This window comes from Treponema sp. OMZ 840, assembly GCF_050937815.1.
Taxonomy (GTDB): Bacteria; Spirochaetota; Spirochaetia; order Treponematales; family Treponemataceae; genus Treponema_C.
The window spans coordinates 366,758-384,234 of the sequence record NZ_JACDIJ010000001.1 but is presented as its reverse complement, the minus strand read 5'-3'; the positions used below and the strand labels follow the sequence as shown (position 1 = coordinate 384,234).

Sequence of the window (17,477 nt, the reverse complement as noted above, 5' to 3'; positions counted from 1 at the left end):
TTCCTTTTATTTCATAGCGGCTTTACTGTAACCGGAAAGCATGTATTTTTGGAACACAAAAAATAAAACGACAACGGGAATAATCGCAAGAACGGCTCCCGCCATAATTTCGTGATTGTTCATGGTTCCTTGTCCTGCAAAGGTATCGCGCAGTTTTGCAAGACCGACCGTAAGTACGCGCCTGCTTTCGTCTTTGGCGATAATTTTAGGCCAAAAGTAACTGTTCCAGCCTGCCGTAAACGTTACAAGGGTTATCGTAAAAAGGGTAGAACTGCACATAGGCGTTAAAATCTTTGTAATAATGCCGACCTTACCCAGTCCGTCTATTTTTGCCGCATCTATATAACTGTCGTCTATGGACATAAACGTTTGGCGCAGCATAAAAATATAGTAGGGGCTTACCGCCGACGGTAAAATCAAACCGGCAAAGGTGTCGGTAAAGCCTGCACGGGCAAACATTATGTACAGCGGAATAAAGGTAACTTGAATCGGAATCATAAGCGCACCGAGTACCAGCAAAAATATTTTATCGCGGTAGCGGAATCTGCCTTTTGCAAAACCGTATGCGGCAAAAACACCCGTTACAATTTGGCTTATTAAAATACCGAAGGTCATAACGATTGTATTAAAGTAATATTTGGGAAAATTTCCCTTGCGTAAAACCGCCGCATAATTTTCAAAATGGAATTCTTTCGGCCAAAAAGTCGGCTGGAGCATCAATATTTCATTCTGGCTTTTTACCGATGAAATCAGCATCCAATATATAGGATAAAATGCAATAACAGTTACGACAATTGCAAGCGCCCATTGAAATATCGAAATATAGAAGCTTTTACGAATACTGTCGCTGTTTAAACTTTTGCTTTGAAATTGATCTTTCATATATACTCCTACATATCGTAATTGACGCGCCGGTCTGAAAATTTAAGCGTCGATACGGTAATCACAAGAAGCAGGATAAAAAAGGCTAAGGCCATAACCGCAGCCCGGTCCATGCGGAAATCTTCCATAGCGTACTGATAAATTTTATATACAAATACTTCGGTGGAGCGGTAAGGTCCTCCCGCCGTCATTATATCGATACTTTGGAAAACCTTCATCGATGCGATAAATTGAGTTACGAATAAAAACAAGGTGGTAGGGCTGAGCATCGGAAGCGTGATTCTGAACAAACGCTGCCAATAGGTTGCCCCGTCGATAGCCGCCGCTTCGTAATAATCTTTCGGAATGCTGCGCATCGAGGCAAGATATACAATCATTCCGTAGCCGATATCGCGCCAGCCGGTCAGCATAAGGACAGAAAGCATTGCCGTGCCCCGTTTGCCCAGCCAGTCTACCGGCTGCATACCGATCCGTGAAATAATATAATTAAGTACGCCGTAATCGGAATCGAGAATCCATAAAAAAACGACGGCAGCCGAACTCATTGCAACGTATTTCGGCATAAACACAACCGCGCGCATTACGGAAAATCCCTTTTTCATCGTATTGAATATAAGCGCAAGTATAAGACCGCCGACGATTGTTATAAAAAGCGAACCTGCCGAAAACACAAAGGTGGCGCGCAGCGAATTCAAAAGATAGCGCGTACCGGAACCGGTAAACAGCCATTTCCAGTTTTTAAATCCCACATATTGATAATTATCGTTTAACAAATTCCAATTGGTAAAACTGATTTGTATAAGCTTTGCTATAGGATAATAGGTAAAGACAAGTATTAGTATAAGTGCGGGAACCGTACATAAAAAATCCTGCAAACGGTCCTTTGTTCTCGGGGGAATTCCTATACCCTTCATATGAGCTCCTAATGATAAAAACAAAAAGGCGGCGGCATTTGCCATACCGCCTTTTTTTGCTTTTGATTTTTAAAATTTAATCTTCAAGAACTTCGTTGATTTCATCGGCCATTTTTTTGATATTGCCGTCGATGTCCATATTGTTGTTGTAAAATTCCGAAAGATAATTTTTCCAAATTTCAGCCAGCTGGTTCCAGTTTTTATGCTGAATGCGCGGATGAATATTGTCCAAGTTATCGAAAATGCACTTAAAGGCCGGTTTGCGCTTTAAAAAATCCTGAGCTTCGGATGTTTCAAGCACCGATTTTCGTGTCGGCATATAACCGGTCGCTTCGGCCCACTTCATGTTCGTTTCTTTGCTGCACAAATAGGCAAGAAACTGCCATGCCGCATTTTTCGTTGCTTGAGTATTTTTTGCGGGAATCAAAAGAACGCTGCCGCCGATTTCCTGTTTGCGCGTATTCGATGCGGGGAGCCATGCCATGCCCACTTCGAAATTTTTGCATTTTTGCACATACGTATTGTACAAACTGCTGGTGTGAATAACCGAAAATGCGTTTCCTTCAAAAAAGTTTTGCCGCATTTTTGACGAAGCGTCTTTTCCGACGGCAAAATATGCATAACCGTTTTTTATCCACTTACCCATTTCTTTTGTCGTGTAAATTGAATTTTTCCCCGCCAAATCGGTCGAAAGGCCGTCTTTATTGACAATGTTGACGCCGTTGTTCAAAAAGAAGGTTTCAAAATACCATTGATCCCAGCCCGGAATAATGGTTCCCCACAGTTTGGTGGTTCCGTCGGAATTTACCTTCGATACTTTTGAAAGAAATTCGTTCATATCTTTAAACTGCGACGGTATTTTAATTCCCATTGCATCGGCCATGTTTTTGTTGTAGTACATAACCTGGGTTGAAATAAGGAAGGGCATACATACTTGTTTGTTTTCATATGCGGCCGCTTTAATCATACCTTCGCCGAAATCCTGAATATCGAATTTCGAAGCTTTAATGTAGGGCGTTAAATCTTCGCATAGACCGTTTGCACCGTATTGGGCGACATAGGGTGTGTTTGCAACTGTAATGGCCGGCAGTCCCGTTCCCGCCGCATGGGCTGCGACAAGGGATTGATTGACGGTGCTGTAATTACCGATGTATTCCGCCTTTACGGTAATCATATTTTGGCTTTTGTTAAAATCATCGACGATTTTGGTAACAAAATCGGCATATTGATTTTCAAGCGCATGCCACCATACGATTTCGATGGGTTCTTTTACCGTAATGTCTCCGATCGGAGCACCGGTCGAACCCGAATCGGCTCCTCCCATTGCCGACAGCGGAAGGATAAAAGCCGCTGCAAAAAGTGCTAAAAGTGCCGTTTTTTTCATAAAACCTCCTGTACCGAAATTTAACAAAATTAAACAATATTCGGTTATTGTTTAGCCGTAATTTTCGTATAAATCATAAACCCAAAGCGCATAATTGTCAAATTTTTATTGCTTTTTATGTAAAGACGTGTTAAACTTTGTTTAATAAATTATGAACACCAAACCGACTTTACGGGATATTGCGGACAAAGTACAGTTTTCCACCGCAACGGTTTCAATGATTCTTGCCGGTAAAAAACTGTCCCGCTTTCCCGCCGAAACAATCGAACGTGTCTATGATGCCGCACGGGAGCTTAAATACACGCCGAAACACGGTGACGATAAAACCGGTTTTATCGTTATCGTGTGTCCGTCCATAATAAATCCGTATTTTGCAACGCTTTTGCAGGGTATGGAGCTTATGGCGGAAAAAAACGGATATATGACAATCATATACAACACGTACTGGAATCTTGAACGCGAAAAAAACATTCTTGCATTTTCAAAAAATCCGGCGGTAAAGGGCCTTATTTTTTCGATGATTCCCCAGCAGCCCGAACTTGTGGAAAAAATGGCGGAATTGCTGCCGATTGTTACCGTCGGCGACAGACAGGATGCACTGCGTATCGATACGGTAGAAGTCGATAATTTCGATGCCGGATATAAAATGGGAACGCATTTGATTTCACTCGGGCATAAACACGTGTGCTATGTTTCGACTATGCTTAACAAACAGCATTCTTCACGAGTGCGGCGGTATAAGGGTTTGTGCGAAAGTTTTAACGATGCAGCTTTGGGCGGAACCGTTTCTCTTATCACCGATACCTTTGATACAATGTCCGAGCTTTCGACCGTCGAAATCGAACATCGAACGGGAAAAGCGCTTGCAAAAAGGTGTATTCGGATGTATCCGCATGTAACCGCTATTGTTGCGATTAACGATATGGTTGCATACGGGGTTATAGATGAAATTTTGGAAGAGGGGCTGCGTATTCCCGACGATTACAGCGTATGCGGTTTTGACAATATTTATCCGTCGCAGTTTTGCGGTGTGGGTTTAACGACGATTGACCATTTTATCAATCGGCGCGGACAAAGCGCTTTTTCTCTTTTACAAACGAAAATCGAAAATAGGGATATCGGTCCGGTGGCTGTAACGCATTTGGAATTTAAAAACAAGCTTGTCGCCAGAATGACTACGGGAAAACCGAGACGCCGTTTATCGTAAAAACGAGCCTATTTCGCGCAAATCTTCAAAAATCGCATCGGGTTTTGTGTCCGATTTTTTTACGTCGTCCATGCTTGCTTCTCCGGTAAGTACGAGTAAGCCGCGTGCGCCGTTGCGCACGCCGACTGCAATATCGGTATAAAGCCGGTCGCCGACAAAGGCGATTTCACTGCGCGTTTTCCAGCCCGCTCTCAGCATTGCCATTTCGACCGTTTCGGGATTCGGTTTTCCCAGTGATTTTACTTGTGCGCCGCCTGCCGAAAGTGAAATCATTGCGCAAAACGCTCCGACATCGGTAATATAACCGTTTTCAACCGGGCAATTGATATCGGGGTGTGTTGCAAGATAGATTGCACCGGCGCGTACATAGTCGCTTGCTTTGACGATTTTTTCATACGTTAAAGTTGTGTCGAATCCGATTACGACAATTTCGGGATCTTTTTCGACAAGGTTGATACCGCCTTCACGAAAACTGGCGATAAGCGCTTCGGTACCGACCAAATAAACGCTTTTCCCCGGATACGCGGCATTTAAATATTCGATGGTTACGTCTCCGCTTGTCATAATTTGGTTACGCGAAATATGACAGCCCATACGTGCAAGTTTTTTTATGTATACGTCGGGGCTTTTTGACGAATTATTCGTAAAAAACAAATAATCACGTCCGGTGTCTTCGAGCGTTTTTAAAAAGTCGAGGCTCCCGGGTAAAATCGTATTACCCAAATAAAAGGTGCCGTCCATATCAAGTACAAAATGTTTGCACGACTTGACAAGAGAGGCTCTATCGATGTTTTGATTAAAGATGCGTATGTCTTCGGGATTGTTTTGATTCAGCATAGTTCCCCTCCGCTTATAATCCTAACCGACTAAAATGAATATGTCAACTGTGCCGCCGTTTATACGGCTTGCGGTAAAACCGCCGGCATTGTCTTTTGATTTTTTTTGTGCTAAATTATATTCGTTATGCAAAATCAGCCTTTTTTTGAAATCCTTAAAGCGGTTGTAATCGGTATTGTCGAAGGTATTACCGAGTGGCTTCCGGTGAGCAGTACCGGCCATATGCTCCTTGTCGATACCTTTTTCCCCATGCGTATGAGTGCCGAATTTAAATCGCTTTTTTTTATCGTTATACAGCTGGCTGCGGTTTGCGCCGTTATCGGTTTGTATTGGAAGCGTATGTTTCCCTTCGGTTTCGGTGTAAGCGGCTCACGGCGGCTTGTCGTCAAAAAAGATATTTTTTCGCTGTGGTTTAAAACCCTTGTTGCCTGTATACCGGGAGCCCTTGTCGTATTTACTGCCGATGATTTTATAGAAGCCCATGTACGCGGCCCCTTTGTAATCGCCGCCGCCTTGATTTTTTACGGTATCGTTTTTATCGTTATTGAAACCGTACATAAAAACCGTGCCGCCCGTCTTGAATGTCTGTGCGATATGGATTATAAAACCGCTTTTGTTATCGGCTTGTTTCAAGTTTTGTCTATAATTCCGGGTACCTCGCGTTCGGGCGCAACGATTATCGGAGCGCTGCTTATAGGCGTGTCGCGGACGGCGGCTGCGGAGTTTACCTTTTTTCTTGCCGTGCCCGTTATGCTCGGTTCAAGTTTGCTAAAACTTTTTAAGTATAACGGTGCTTTAAATGGGCATGAATGTGCCGTTTTAGCCGCAGGCTGTATAACCGCCTTTATTGTGTCATTCGCCGCCGTAAAGTTTTTAATAACGTACATAAAAAAGCACGATTTTAAAGCGTTCGGCATATACCGTATCGTATTGGGATGCGTTGTACTGCTTTTTCAGGCCCTACTGTGAAAATCCGCACACGGACGTGCGGTAAAGCTTTAGATACCGCGAGTTTGCCGTAGGCAAACTCGTTGCATAAAACCGAGCAGGAAGCACGGTTTTATGCCATGTTCGGTGTTGAACCCTTATTGCCACTTTCTCCGAAAATCGTTACAATATTAGAATAATTTTATCACATAATTGTGCGGGTGTTTTAAAACCGAACAGGTAGACGGCCGCGTTTAGTGAATATGCCGGGAGAGGACGATGGAAGGTATCGAGCTTGAAAAAGCCTATAATCCGAAAGATTTTGAAGACAGATTGTACGCTCAGTGGGAAAAAGAAGGCTGTTTTAAGCCGGCAAAACCCGCGGATAAAGGCGCTTGCCCCTGCACGGCCTCCGGTACTGCCTCCGACACCGACTGTGCCGGCACGGCTGATAATGCAAAGCCTTTTACCGTCGTGATTCCGCCTCCGAATGTAACCGGTATTCTTCACATGGGGCATGCCCTGAACAACACGCTGCAGGACATTGTTATCCGCTATCAGCGCATGAACGGCCGGCCTGTGCTCTGGCTTCCGGGAACCGACCACGCGGGAATCGCAACGCAAAACGTTGTAGAGCGCGCCTTAAAAAAAGAAGGCTTGTCGCGCCACGACCTCGGACGCGAAGCCTTTATCGAGCGCACGTGGAAGGTAAAAAAAGAACACCACGCAATCATTACAAAACAGCTTAAAAAACTCGGCGCTTCGGTAGACTGGAGCCGCGAGCGCTTTACGATGGACGAGGGCCTTTCCAAGGCGGTGCGCCACGTATTTGTCAGCCTCTACGAGCGGGGCCTGATTTACCGCGGCAATTATTTGGTCAACTGGTGTCCTTCATGCACCACAGCCCTTGCCGACGACGAAGTGGAACACGAAGATACCGCGGGGGCTATGTATCACATTTACTACGAAATCGACAACCCCAAGCCGGGAATGCCGTCCCGTATAGAAATTGCAACCACCCGCCCCGAAACCCTCTTGGGAGACACGGCCGTTGCCGTTCACCCCGAAGATGAGCGCTACAAGAGCATTGTGGGCATGAAGGTAAAGCTTCCGCTTGCAAACCGCCTTATTCCCGTTATCGCCGACAGCTATGTCGATAAGGAATTCGGTACGGGCGTGGTAAAAATCACCCCCGCACACGACCCCAACGACTGGGAAGTGGGCAAGCGTCACAATCTTGAAGTAATCAATATATTGAACGACGACGGCACTTTAAACGAAAACTGCCCGGAACGCTACCGATCGCTCAGCTGTAAAAAAGCGCGCACCCTTGTCATTGAAGACCTACAGGAAGCGGGCTTGTACAAGGGTGAAGAAAAAATCAGCCATTCGGTCGGCCACTGTTACCGCTGCCGCAGCGTTGTCGAGCCCTATTTAAGCGACCAGTGGTTTGTAAAGATGAAGCCCCTTGCCGAAAAAGCCCTCAAAGCGTGGAAGGATGGCGAAATCGTCTTTTATCCTAAAAAATGGGAAAACACCTATGCGCACTGGATGGAAAATATCCGCGACTGGTGCATAAGCCGCCAGCTGTGGTGGGGACACCGCATTCCCGTATGGTACTGCGCAGACTGCGGCAAGATGACCGTTTCGGAAACCGACCCGGACTCCTGTTCTTTTTGCGGTGCAAAGGCCGCCGACGGAAAGCTCAAACAGGACGAAGACGTATTGGACACCTGGTTTTCAAGTTGGCTGTGGCCCTTTTCGACCCTCGGTTGGCCGGAAAACGCACCGGAAACAGCGGAAACTGCACCGGAAAATGCACAAAAAGGCGAAAAGGCAGACAAAGGCTGTTCGGCAGGCTGCCTTTCCGACTTTAAAACCTTTTATCCCACAAGCGCCCTCGTTACCGCTTACGACATTATCTTTTTTTGGGTCAGCCGCATGGTAATGGCAGGCCTTGAGTTTACGGGAAAGGCTCCCTTTAAAGACATTTACATACACGGCCTTGTGCGCGACAAACAGGGACGAAAAATGAGTAAATCCTTGGGTAACGGCATGGATCCCTTGGACATTATCGAAGAATACGGATCGGACGCGCTCAAGTTCACCCTTGCATTTATGTGCGCTCAGGGTCAGGACGTGCTCGTCGATAAAGAATCATTTAAAATGGGAAGCCGCTTTGCCAACAAGGTATGGAACGCAAGCCGCTATATTTTGGGCAATTTGGAAGGACGCACCATCGTTCCTTTAAACGACGGCGATTTAACCGAATTGGATATATGGATTTACGGCCGCTTAAACGCCGCCGCAGCCGCTTCACGCAGCGCGTTGGAAGGCTATCGGTACAACGACGGCGCCCAATCGGTGTACGAATATTTTTGGAACGACTTTTGCGACTGGTACGTCGAAGGCACTAAGCTTTCGTTCCGCAGCACCGACGAAAAAGAAAAAGACCGCGCCGTTTCCGTTTTGCTGAACGTACTCGAAGAAAGTTTGCGCCTCCTGCACCCCTATCTGCCCTTTGTAACCGAAGAAATCTATTCGTTTTTACCGCTTGAAGAAATCGTTTCATGCAGAAAACGGGCAGGACAAAGCGGGCCGTCGGCACAGTCAGCCTTATCAGAGCTGCCGGCAGTGCAAAACGGGATTTTGCCCTCAAGCCTTTACAAGGGTCTGCTTATAAATGCACCCTATCCGGTGCCGGTCGGTGCGCGCGAAAACGAAAAGACGGCCGAGCGTTTTGCCGTACTGCAAAACCTTATCCGCTCAATGCGTTCGCTCCGTATCGAATGCGGTCTTGCCCCCGACTTAAAACTCGACGCCGCCTTGCTTATCACACCGGGAACGGCTGCCGAAGTATGTACCGAAAAAACCGATCTTATCGGGCTTTTGGCGGGCATAAAGCATATCGACTTTGTAAAATCAAAACCGGCCGAAGCGGTCGGTACCGTAGGAGAGGGCTTTGAAGCCTTTATTTTGGTCAGCGGTGCCGTCGATAAGGTACAGCTTAAAGCGCGCTTTGAAAAAGAGCTTGAAAGCGAAAAAAACGCCATCGCACGATACGATGCAAAGCTGTCGGGAAGTTTTGCTCAACACGCGCCTGCGGAAGTGGTGGAAGCCGAAAAGGAAAAACGCAGCGCATCCGTGCGCAGAACGGAAAAGCTGATTGAATATATAGAAAGTCTATAAGCCTGCGCAAGCCGCCCGAATCGGCGGCAGCCGCAGAGCTACAAAGGAAGGGGATTATGCAAACGGAAAAACCCGCACGTATGAATACCGAAGCGATGCTTCAATTAAAGGGAATTTATCTTGCCCCCTATTTGCAGCTTGCAACAGCCCTTATCGGAAAATCCCGGCAAGACGGAGGCAATATGTTCCGTCATCAAATCGACACGATGGGAGTGCTTATCGACTACGGCTATATAGACAGTGTCCTTCTTAAAGCATCCGTCATTCACGATTTAATTGAAGACGTTGCCGACTTTGACCACAAACGTATCCTCGAAATCGATTCCGAATCGCAGGAAGTGTACGACCTTGTTTTGGAAGTTACCAAAAAAGAAGGCCAGTTAAAAAGCGACTATCTTCGCGGGATTATCGAACACGGAAGCCCCAAAGCGAAAATCCTCAAATGCGCCGACCGTATCAGCAATATGATAAGTCTCGGCTTTGTAACAAACCCCGCCTTTATAGAGCGTTATTGCGACGAAACGGAATATTTTATCCTGCCCATCGCCCTTGCAGTCGACTATAACATGTATCAGGAATTGATTTCCCTCATCATCACGCGGCGGCGCTACCTTGAAGACTGCGGTTACCTCGACAAAAAACGCGCCGAACTCAAAAACGCCTGACCCTTTTTTGAAAAGCGTCTAAAAGCCGACGATTATTTTAAACCTTTATTTACCGCAATTTCCAAAAGCTTTTCCTTCGTATTACATGCGGGGTCGTCCAAAACGGTTTGCAAGAGTTCTTCCAAAAGAAGGCCCAAGCCGCGCCCGGAAGGAATGCCCGCTTCGATTAAATCCTTACCGCTTAGGGCCAAATCTTTTAAGCCTATGGCGTTTTTTTGAGCTGATTCTTTATCTATACGCTCCTTTAATTCCAAAAGGTCGGCACTCCACGTTCCCGTATGCAAAAGAGGTGCCGAGTTTGTCATACCGGAAGCATCGGCAATCCTCAAGTCGAATAAATCGCTTAAAGCCTGCTCAAGGCTTCCCAAACCGGCAGGAGGCGTAATGCGCGCCATAAAACGGCGGACGGCGGCATCCGTCCACGAAGACTCGTAATGAAACATGTGATGCAAAACCAAAAAACTTACATAGCGCACGGTTTTTGACGGAAAACGCAAGCGCTCCAAAATACGGATGCACAGGGCCGCCCCTTCTTTTTCGTGCGAATAAAAGGTAATGCAGCCGATATTGTTTTTTGTAACCTCGTTTTTAACGGGCGGCTTTCCTATATCGTGAAAAAGGGCGGCAAGCCGTATCGTAAGCAGGTTGTCTTCTTTTTTCGAGCGCGACAGGGCATGGTCGCAGGCATAAAAAAGGTGGTCGAGTACGTCGAAACGGTGATGCCCGCGCCCGTCAGCCTGATTTACGCCGCGGCAGGATGCAAGTTCGGGAATAAAAATGCTTAAAATGCCCGTTTGTTCAAGCAGGGATAAGCCGTATGAAGGCTTATCGGACAAAAGGATTTTTATAAACTCGTCGCGGAAACGCTCAAGGCTTACTCCGGCAATTTTTTCGCGGGCACCGGAAATTGCGCTCAGGGTGTTTTCTTCAATTGTAAAATTCAATGTTGAAGCAAAGCGGATTGCACGTACCGGGCGCAAGCCGTCTTCGTTAAACCGCTGTGAAGGCTCTCCCACGCAGCGGATGGTTTTTGACTTAATGTCTTTTTTACCGTCAAAGGGGTCGAAGATGTGCCCGTCTTTTAAGGAGACCGCGATTGCGTTCATCGTAAAGTCGCGCCGTGCCAAGTCTTCTTCTATACCGCTTACATATTGTACCGCGTCGGGGTGCCGTCCGTCGGAATAGCCTTTTTCGGTTCTGAATGTCGTAACTTCGATATGATGTCCCGTAAAGATGACGGTAACCGTTCCGTGTTCGATGCCTGTGGGAATCACGCGCTTAAAAAGGGCGCATACCTGTTTGGGCTGTGCGTCGGTTGCTATATCCCAGTCGGAGGCCTTTTTCCCGCGCACAATATCGCGCACGGCCCCTCCGACAAGCCATGCTTCAAAGCCCGCATCCGAAAAAATGCGGTTTATTTTTTGTAATACGGGTGGTACAGATACGCTTTTTATCATACAATGAGTATATCCTATTATGCCCGCTTGTGAAAGCGCCCGCTTATAAAAGAGCCCTGACCAAAAACCGAAGTTTTCGGCCGGCCTTGCGATAGGATTGATTTATAGGACGGTTTGATGGTGAAACCTATTGTGATTTTTACCGGCGCCCTGCATCCCGAAAAGGCGGTGTTTGAGCGTTTTATGCATGATTTCGATACTCCGGGCTTTGTGATTGCAGCCGATTCGGGGCTCCTCTGCGCCGAAGAATTCGGTTATACACCCGATTTGATTGTCGGCGATATGGACAGTTTAACGGATAAAAGCCTTTTATCGGCCTATCCCGAAGATAAAATCCTCATATTCGAGCGCGACAAAGCCGAAAGCGACACCGTCCTTGCCCTCGAAAAAGCTTTTGCAAAGCGTCTAGAGCTTGAAGCGCGGGGTTCGGAGCTTTTGCCCCGTAATTCCGGTTTGAGCGTGCAAACGCGGAAAAACGTCCCGGCCTCTGTACAACTTCATGGGAGCGGCTCGGCGGCTGAAGGGGCGGGCGGGCACAATATGCCGATTATTCTGTGCGGAGGCGACGGCGGAAGAATAGACCACTTACTCGGCATAGTAAAGCAATTCGAGCGCGTCTTTTTCCCGGATATATGGCTCTGCCGCGAACAAGCCGTATACAGCCTGCGTCCCGCTTCCGACGGCAAGGGCGCGATTCTAAAGTTTGCCGCCGAACGCTGTGCCGAACATATGTCGGTTTTTCCCGTGCCCGTAAAAGACGGTGAATATAAAATATATTCCGAAGGCTTGGAATGGCCGCTTGATAATTTGGATTGGAAAAACGAAGCGTTCAGCTTAAGCAACAGGGTGCGCGCCGATTATCTTGCGCACAAAAAGCGGGTGGTACTGCGCGCGGAAAAAGGCGCCTTTATCGCGATAGTTCCGTATTAGGGGATACATTCTGTTTACACCGGAACCGCATATTTTTCAATCAAAGCTTCTTGCAGTACTTTGGAAAAATCGGCATTATGTTTTTCACCGAGGGCATTGACCCATTGCGGAATGGACACGTTTTTATTTATATGCTTGGCGGAATATTTTTCACCGTATGCATCCATATCCAAAACAAGTAAATTAACAAAACTGTCGGCATTTTCGGTTTTTACTGCCTTAATATCAGTTGCAGCCGGTACCATACCGCCTTCTTCAATTTCGGATAATATCCATCCGGATGCCGCATCTATGCCCATTTCCATAGCTTCAAGTAAAGAAAAGCCGCCTGAAACACAGCCCGGTAAATCCGGAAATTCTACCGAATAACTGTTATCTTCTTTACAAAATGTAAAAATTGCAGGATATGCCAATTTCATAATAACCTCCACTTTACTTCAATCCCGCTTGCTTTAGGATTGCATATGCGGTTCCTATAGGTATATCTCCTTTATGATTGGGAACCGTAACTTTTCCCGTTTTTAAAGAATGCCTATACTGATTATGGGAACCTTTGGCTCCGACAAAATACCAGCCGTCCGCTTTCAGTTTCTTTTCTATCTCTTTAAACGTCATAAAGCTTCCGTAGATATTTTACACTTGTTAACCCGATAAATCAACTGCGCATACAGCTCAATGCGATAAAAATCGTTATGTTGTAGGCGGCGTGAACCGCACAGAGAAGCGTTATGTGCAGCTTTTTATACAGGGCAAGACGCAGGATAATTGCGGCACACAGGGCATTGCCTACGGCAAAAAGCCCCAAATAGCGGTGAGCAAGGGCAAATAAAACAATCGGTATAGTTTCCGCGGCCGCTTTTAAAACAAAGCCTGATTTTGATTTTTCCGATTCGGGGGCAATATCGTGAATAATTGCAAGACCGCGTTCGGGCAAAAAAAAGCGGAACACTATTTCTTCATATGAGGCGAGAACGATTGCCGAAATAAAAAATAAAAGGCGCTCGGTATATGTGCGGGGTAGGGAAACGGGAGGAAGCTCTGCGCGTCCGCTGATTTTTGCGATATAATTCCACAGTAACGCCGAAGCGATGAGCAAACAAAAACATAATAAACCGTAAACCGGGGTATGTAAAAAAAGCATAATGCATTTTTTTTTGCCCTTTTTATAAACTGCACTTTGCCGCACTTTAAAAGTCTGTGATTTTTTACTGCGCAATAATAAAAACACTGCTGCCGTTGCGTAAAAAAAAATTATATCCGCAGACGGAAACAGCGAAGCCGGCTCCTTCCGTTCCGATACAAAAAGAGAAGGAACTGCACATAGGGCAATAATTAAAAAATATTCTAAAATTTCGATACTTACACGATGAAAAAATTTCACTTGTATGATAATATACTATAAGGCTTTTTATGTACACACTAGGGATTGTTGTTGTCAGTATTGTGCTGCTCATTTTTTTTATGCGGATTATTGTGCTGCTTTCTCCGCGTATTAAATTTTTTACCTCCGGCTTTGATGCCGGTTTTACCTTTGGGGAGATACGTTCTGTTTGGTCCGTAGTTAATGCCGTAAAGCCCGAAGATCCTTGTGCTTTTTTCGATTCGGTTCCTTTAATGGACAGAACTATCGGCATTATTTTAAGGAAAGCGGAAAAAAACAATACAAGCAAATCGGAAAAAGTACAGTCCTTATTAAATCGATTGTATGCGTGCCGTACCAAGCTTGAATTGGATCCGAACAGTAAAAGAGGGATAAAAGATACACGGTATATTACCAAAGGACAAAAACTGCGCCTGCTTGTCAGAGGCGTCGGCGTTTTTTATGCTCATGTTATGCAAAACGGCCGTCAGTTGATAATTTCTTTACCTTTGGAAAACGGCGAACTGACCGTATCCGGTGAAAAATGGGTCGGAAAAAAAGTGGTTGTGTATTTTCATCGGCAAGACGATGCTTTTTATATTTTTGATACGGTAGTTACAAAAGCTTTATTGTTTAACGGCCGAAACGCCCTGTCTTTAGCTCATTCTTATTCTCTGTTGCGTTCGCAAAAACGCAAGTCGGTCAGGTGTGATTGTTTTATCCATGCCCTGCTTTTTCTCGGCGCACGGAAAAAAGAAGAACGTTTAATACCCGAACGCAGCGGGGGACTTAAATGTATTCTTGAAGATATTTCCGAAGACGGTGCTCTTATCCGTATAAGAGGGAAGGGAAAAGCCGGTATTATAATAAAGCTTCAATTTCAACTTGAAGGTAAAAGAGTAATTATGTACGGAGTTTCAAAATTTGTCGAATATGACAAAGATAATGAGGAGTCGCATATACATTTTCAATGTCTGCAAACCACGCCTTGGTTTAGAAATACTATTCTGGGCTACGTGTATAAAATTTTGCCGCATGATTATAGTTTGATATGAGCGCATGCTGTGAAATTATCGGAAATGTGCCGCAAACGGAAACCTAATGGGCTGATAATTGTTTTATTTTAATAGGGAGATGTACATGAATGTTTTAAAACCTAAAAAAAATATCGCAGGCGGCATATGCATTATACTGTCTTTTTTCTCCTTGTGTGCATATGCGGATGAAGTTTTACATATAAAAAAGAATTTTGTTAAAGAAAATATAAACGGAAAAATCAAAATAATTAAAACAATCGACTCGGCGGATAAGCGGTTTAACGACGTATCCGTTTGTGCTTTAAAGTTTATACACGAAAATTATGCGCTTTTGTCTTCGGAGCCGGATTTTATTATCTTAGCATGTGAATCCGTAAAGAAAATTTCTGTAGCGGATGATGAGGATGCGGCCGTATTCTTTGAAAAAATCTTCGCCGTAAATGAAAATCTCACCCTGCAAAAGGAAATTTTGGAAAATCTGACTGAAGCCGCAGTACATTCGGGTTTTAAACCTTCCGCTGCAACGGTACAGCTTGTCGATGCCTATACCGCTAAGCTGACTGCCGGGCTTCAAAGCGATTCGGCCGGTTCGCCGCACAGGGAAACGCTTGCGGCTGCAATAAAAACCCTGGGGCAATTCAAACAAGCTTCTTCTTTTCCCGTCTTATTTTCCTGTTATGCTTCCCCCGATAAAGCCGTATCCGAAGCGGCGGCTCGGGCTTTGGATAACTTTTCCGGCGTCTATGATAAACAAATTCGAATGCTTATTTCCGACGGAACGCTGACGGAAAAACGGCGTGCTCTTGATTTGGTTTTAAACAATCCGCAAAATTCGGACTTTTTTAAAGCGGAAATTTCCGAAAACGCTTTATCTAAAACTATATATACAACCGCAGAAAACGGAAATTTCGATGCGGAATGTACTGCGCTTAAAATGCAAGCTATGCGCGAATTGTACCGTGTATCGTGGACAAGATCTCCTGCCCTTATGCGCGACGTATTTAGCGCTGCCCGTGCGGAATACAAAGCGGGATTTTTATACGATAATCAATTTATTGAAATTATCTATGCCTTTGCACGGCTTGCTTCGGTTGAAGCGGTATCTCATTTGTCGAATTATCTTAAAGAGCTGAATAAAAATCAAGAAGAACACAAACCCGTCAGTACGCCGGTGGTGCTTGCCGTTATCCAATCTTTGCAGCTTTTGGGGGATAAAACAGCCTTTGACGATTTACTCTATACAACGTATCAAAATTATCCCGAAGAAGTTATTTCGGCGGCAAGAGATGCGTTGAGTAAATTAAAGTGGTAGAGTTCAAATCGGGTGTAAAGACTGCGATTGTAAAAATCCATCCGCTTAAAACGGCAGCCCTTATTCTTGCCCTTCTTTTATATACGGGTATTGTAAAGCCGGTAAATCCGTTTGTATTCCGTTCGCTGTTTGATGTGCATAGCCTTACTGCCGTTGAAGGCTTTGTTGCTTCAAATCCGGTTAAAACTTCATCGGGGCGTTTTTATTCGATGCTGTTTAATACCGAAACGGTACAATCGGCTTCCGGGCGTGCCGAAGCGCAAGGCCGCATAAAACTGCTTATCCCTGCCGAAACGGTCGAAGCCCTGTATCCGGGCAAGCTGTTTTCGCTTAGCCGAAACGCCGTGCCGGTTGAAGAAGGAGCCCGCCTTGTGTGTACCGGTTATGTGCTTAAAAGTTCCGCTCCGGTTTTCGGCAGTGAAAACGAAGCTGTAGACGAAGCGACAGCCGCCTCCGGTTTTCGGCACTTGCAACAAGAAAAAACACCCGCTTTTGTTGCACAAACAACGGCCTTTGCCGGCTGGAAAAACGGCTTGTCACGCTTGCGTGCCTTATGCCGCTTGTATTTAAAACGTATGCTGTACGCCTGGGGCGAAGCGGGAGGCTTGGTTCTTGCCCTTATGTCCGGTTCGCGCGAATACACGGATACAAATCTTGCCGCCGCTTTTAAAAATGCGGGATTGGCTCATATTTTAGCCCTATCGGGTATGCATTTGTCGCTTTTTATTTCCGCCTCGTCTTTAATAAGCCTTTTTGCCGGAAAAAAACTGAGCGCCCTTTTATCGGTTATCCTCATATGCGTTTTTATCTGGTTTGCAGGCGCCACCCCATCTTTGGTACGTGCTTTTTTATGTATTACGCTTATGATGCTAACCCGCCTTTTATATGTACACACCTATAAAAGCGCAGCCCTGGATTGTTTATGCGGCGCCTTTATTATTCAAACTTCGATTTTACATGCGGATATTTATAATCCGGCTTTTATGCTTTCTTATGCGGCAGTTGCCGGTATTTTAATCCTTACGCCGCTTATAAGCCCCTTTTTGCATAGAATATTGCCCCGCTTTGCAGTTTCGTCCGCCGCAGCCTCCCTGAGCGCATGGATATTTACCGCTCCTATAGGTGCTTTTATGTTCGGTCAAATAAGTCCTATCGGCATTATAGCTTCCGTTGTCGTAACGCCCCTTGCTTCCGTATTTTTTATTGCCGGCTTTATATTCGCGGTTTTATGCGTCCTGATCCCTTTTCTTATATCCCCTCTTGGCGCTATAATGCAAGTGCTGTATATTATATTAAAATATGCGGTATTGTTTTTCGGCCGGTTTCCGCCGATTGTATTTTAATATTCGATTGTTCACTTATATGTACTTTTTTAT

Annotated in this window: 16 protein-coding genes; 8 read left to right on the top strand and 8 right to left on the bottom strand. The window is 45.5% G+C overall.

What is annotated here, in order from left to right; genetic code table 11:
* Nucleotides 1–6: 6 nt before the first annotated feature.
* From H0R92_RS01865 to H0R92_RS01855, 3 genes are all read right to left on the bottom strand, one after another.
* Nucleotides 7–882, bottom strand: coding sequence for a carbohydrate ABC transporter permease (locus H0R92_RS01865; RefSeq protein WP_432960596.1), 876 nt, complete (start codon nt 880–882; stop codon nt 7–9).
* A gap of 8 nt (nt 883–890) precedes the next feature.
* Nucleotides 891–1,796: a carbohydrate ABC transporter permease gene (locus tag H0R92_RS01860; protein ID WP_432960594.1), complete on the bottom strand. Its 906-nt coding sequence runs from the start codon at nt 1,794–1,796 to the stop codon at nt 891–893.
* 76 nt (nt 1,797–1,872) lie between these two features.
* On the bottom strand, nt 1,873–3,180 hold the full coding sequence (locus tag H0R92_RS01855; protein WP_432960592.1) for an ABC transporter substrate-binding protein: 1,308 nt from the start codon (nt 3,178–3,180) through the stop codon (nt 1,873–1,875).
* A 151-nt stretch (nt 3,181–3,331) separates the two neighbouring features.
* On the opposite strand from H0R92_RS01855, the gene H0R92_RS01850 reads away from it, so the two are divergent.
* Complete coding sequence (locus H0R92_RS01850; protein ID WP_432960590.1) at nt 3,332–4,387, top strand: LacI family DNA-binding transcriptional regulator; 1,056 nt, start codon at nt 3,332–3,334, stop codon at nt 4,385–4,387.
* Here H0R92_RS01850 and H0R92_RS01845 read toward each other — a convergent pair.
* Complete coding sequence (locus H0R92_RS01845; protein WP_432960588.1) at nt 4,379–5,224, bottom strand: HAD-IIA family hydrolase; 846 nt, start codon at nt 5,222–5,224, stop codon at nt 4,379–4,381. The genes H0R92_RS01850 and H0R92_RS01845 overlap by 9 nt on opposite strands.
* Before the next feature lie 126 nt (nt 5,225–5,350).
* Here H0R92_RS01845 and H0R92_RS01840 point away from each other — a divergent pair, with 126 nt between their 5' ends.
* From H0R92_RS01840 to H0R92_RS01830, 3 genes are all read left to right on the top strand, one after another.
* The gene (locus H0R92_RS01840; RefSeq protein WP_432960586.1) at nt 5,351–6,193 is read left to right on the top strand and encodes an undecaprenyl-diphosphate phosphatase; all 843 of its coding nucleotides are present in this window, start codon (nt 5,351–5,353) and stop codon (nt 6,191–6,193) included.
* 237 nt (nt 6,194–6,430) lie between these two features.
* Nucleotides 6,431–9,340, top strand: a complete 2,910-nt coding sequence (locus tag H0R92_RS01835; protein ID WP_432960584.1) for a valine--tRNA ligase — start codon at nt 6,431–6,433, stop codon at nt 9,338–9,340.
* A 56-nt stretch (nt 9,341–9,396) separates the two neighbouring features.
* Nucleotides 9,397–10,005 (top strand): hypothetical protein, encoded by a 609-nt coding sequence (locus tag H0R92_RS01830; RefSeq protein WP_432960582.1) that lies wholly within the window; start codon nt 9,397–9,399, stop codon nt 10,003–10,005.
* Between the two features lie 32 nt (nt 10,006–10,037).
* On the opposite strand, the gene H0R92_RS01825 is transcribed toward H0R92_RS01830, so the two are convergent.
* A complete protein-coding gene (locus tag H0R92_RS01825) occupies nt 10,038–11,462 on the bottom strand; it encodes a CCA tRNA nucleotidyltransferase (RefSeq protein WP_432960580.1) in 1,425 nt (474 codons plus the stop codon).
* 117 nt (nt 11,463–11,579) lie between these two features.
* Between H0R92_RS01825 and H0R92_RS01820 the strand changes: the two genes are divergently transcribed.
* A complete protein-coding gene (locus tag H0R92_RS01820) occupies nt 11,580–12,392 on the top strand; it encodes a hypothetical protein (RefSeq protein WP_432960578.1) in 813 nt (270 codons plus the stop codon).
* Between the two features lie 14 nt (nt 12,393–12,406).
* On the opposite strand, the gene H0R92_RS01815 is transcribed toward H0R92_RS01820, so the two are convergent.
* The 3 genes from H0R92_RS01815 to H0R92_RS01805 are packed head-to-tail and all read right to left on the bottom strand — an operon-like array spanning nt 12,407 to nt 13,773.
* Entirely contained in the window at nt 12,407–12,811 is a 405-nt protein-coding gene (locus tag H0R92_RS01815) for a type II toxin-antitoxin system HicB family antitoxin (protein WP_432960576.1), read from the bottom strand.
* Nucleotides 12,812–12,824: 13 nt separating this feature from the next.
* Nucleotides 12,825–13,007 (bottom strand): type II toxin-antitoxin system HicA family toxin, encoded by a 183-nt coding sequence (locus H0R92_RS01810; protein WP_432960574.1) that lies wholly within the window; start codon nt 13,005–13,007, stop codon nt 12,825–12,827.
* Between the two features lie 40 nt (nt 13,008–13,047).
* A complete protein-coding gene (locus H0R92_RS01805; RefSeq protein WP_432960572.1) occupies nt 13,048–13,773 on the bottom strand; it encodes a CPBP family glutamic-type intramembrane protease in 726 nt (241 codons plus the stop codon).
* Between the two features lie 29 nt (nt 13,774–13,802).
* On the opposite strand from H0R92_RS01805, the gene H0R92_RS01800 reads away from it, so the two are divergent.
* The 3 genes from H0R92_RS01800 to H0R92_RS01790 all read left to right on the top strand — a co-directional run bounded on the left by H0R92_RS01800 (nt 13,803) and on the right by H0R92_RS01790 (nt 17,444).
* Nucleotides 13,803–14,807 carry a PilZ domain-containing protein gene (locus tag H0R92_RS01800; protein ID WP_432960570.1) on the top strand — a complete coding sequence of 335 codons (1,005 nt, stop codon included), beginning with the start codon at nt 13,803–13,805 and terminating at the stop codon, nt 14,805–14,807.
* A gap of 85 nt (nt 14,808–14,892) precedes the next feature.
* Complete coding sequence (locus H0R92_RS01795; protein WP_432960568.1) at nt 14,893–16,101, top strand: HEAT repeat domain-containing protein; 1,209 nt, start codon at nt 14,893–14,895, stop codon at nt 16,099–16,101.
* Nucleotides 16,095–17,444, top strand: coding sequence for a ComEC/Rec2 family competence protein (locus H0R92_RS01790; protein ID WP_432960566.1), 1,350 nt, complete (start codon nt 16,095–16,097; stop codon nt 17,442–17,444). Before H0R92_RS01795 ends, H0R92_RS01790 begins: the two co-directional genes overlap by 7 nt.
* The last annotated feature ends 33 nt before the right edge of the window (nt 17,445–17,477 follow it).

Excerpts from the sequence above, each read along its gene's own strand:
- H0R92_RS01835 (WP_432960584.1), top strand. The coding sequence starts at position 6,431 with ATGGAAGGTATCGAGCTTGAAAAAGCCTATAATCCGAAAGATTTTGAA.
- H0R92_RS01800 (WP_432960570.1), top strand. The coding sequence starts at position 13,803 with ATGTACACACTAGGGATTGTTGTTGTCAGTATTGTGCTGCTCATTTTT.
- H0R92_RS01815 (WP_432960576.1), bottom strand. The coding sequence starts at position 12,811 with ATGAAATTGGCATATCCTGCAATTTTTACATTTTGTAAAGAAGATAAC.
- H0R92_RS01845 (WP_432960588.1), bottom strand. The coding sequence starts at position 5,224 with ATGCTGAATCAAAACAATCCCGAAGACATACGCATCTTTAATCAAAAC.
- H0R92_RS01855 (WP_432960592.1), bottom strand. The coding sequence starts at position 3,180 with ATGAAAAAAACGGCACTTTTAGCACTTTTTGCAGCGGCTTTTATCCTT.
- H0R92_RS01860 (WP_432960594.1), bottom strand. The coding sequence starts at position 1,796 with ATGAAGGGTATAGGAATTCCCCCGAGAACAAAGGACCGTTTGCAGGAT.
- H0R92_RS01810 (WP_432960574.1), bottom strand. The coding sequence starts at position 13,007 with ATGACGTTTAAAGAGATAGAAAAGAAACTGAAAGCGGACGGCTGGTAT.
- H0R92_RS01820 (WP_432960578.1), top strand. The coding sequence starts at position 11,580 with ATGGTGAAACCTATTGTGATTTTTACCGGCGCCCTGCATCCCGAAAAG.
- H0R92_RS01865 (WP_432960596.1), bottom strand. The coding sequence starts at position 882 with ATGAAAGATCAATTTCAAAGCAAAAGTTTAAACAGCGACAGTATTCGT.
- H0R92_RS01830 (WP_432960582.1), top strand. The coding sequence starts at position 9,397 with ATGCAAACGGAAAAACCCGCACGTATGAATACCGAAGCGATGCTTCAA.
- H0R92_RS01795 (WP_432960568.1), top strand. The coding sequence starts at position 14,893 with ATGAATGTTTTAAAACCTAAAAAAAATATCGCAGGCGGCATATGCATT.
- H0R92_RS01840 (WP_432960586.1), top strand. The coding sequence starts at position 5,351 with ATGCAAAATCAGCCTTTTTTTGAAATCCTTAAAGCGGTTGTAATCGGT.
- H0R92_RS01825 (WP_432960580.1), bottom strand. The coding sequence starts at position 11,462 with ATGATAAAAAGCGTATCTGTACCACCCGTATTACAAAAAATAAACCGC.
- H0R92_RS01850 (WP_432960590.1), top strand. The coding sequence starts at position 3,332 with ATGAACACCAAACCGACTTTACGGGATATTGCGGACAAAGTACAGTTT.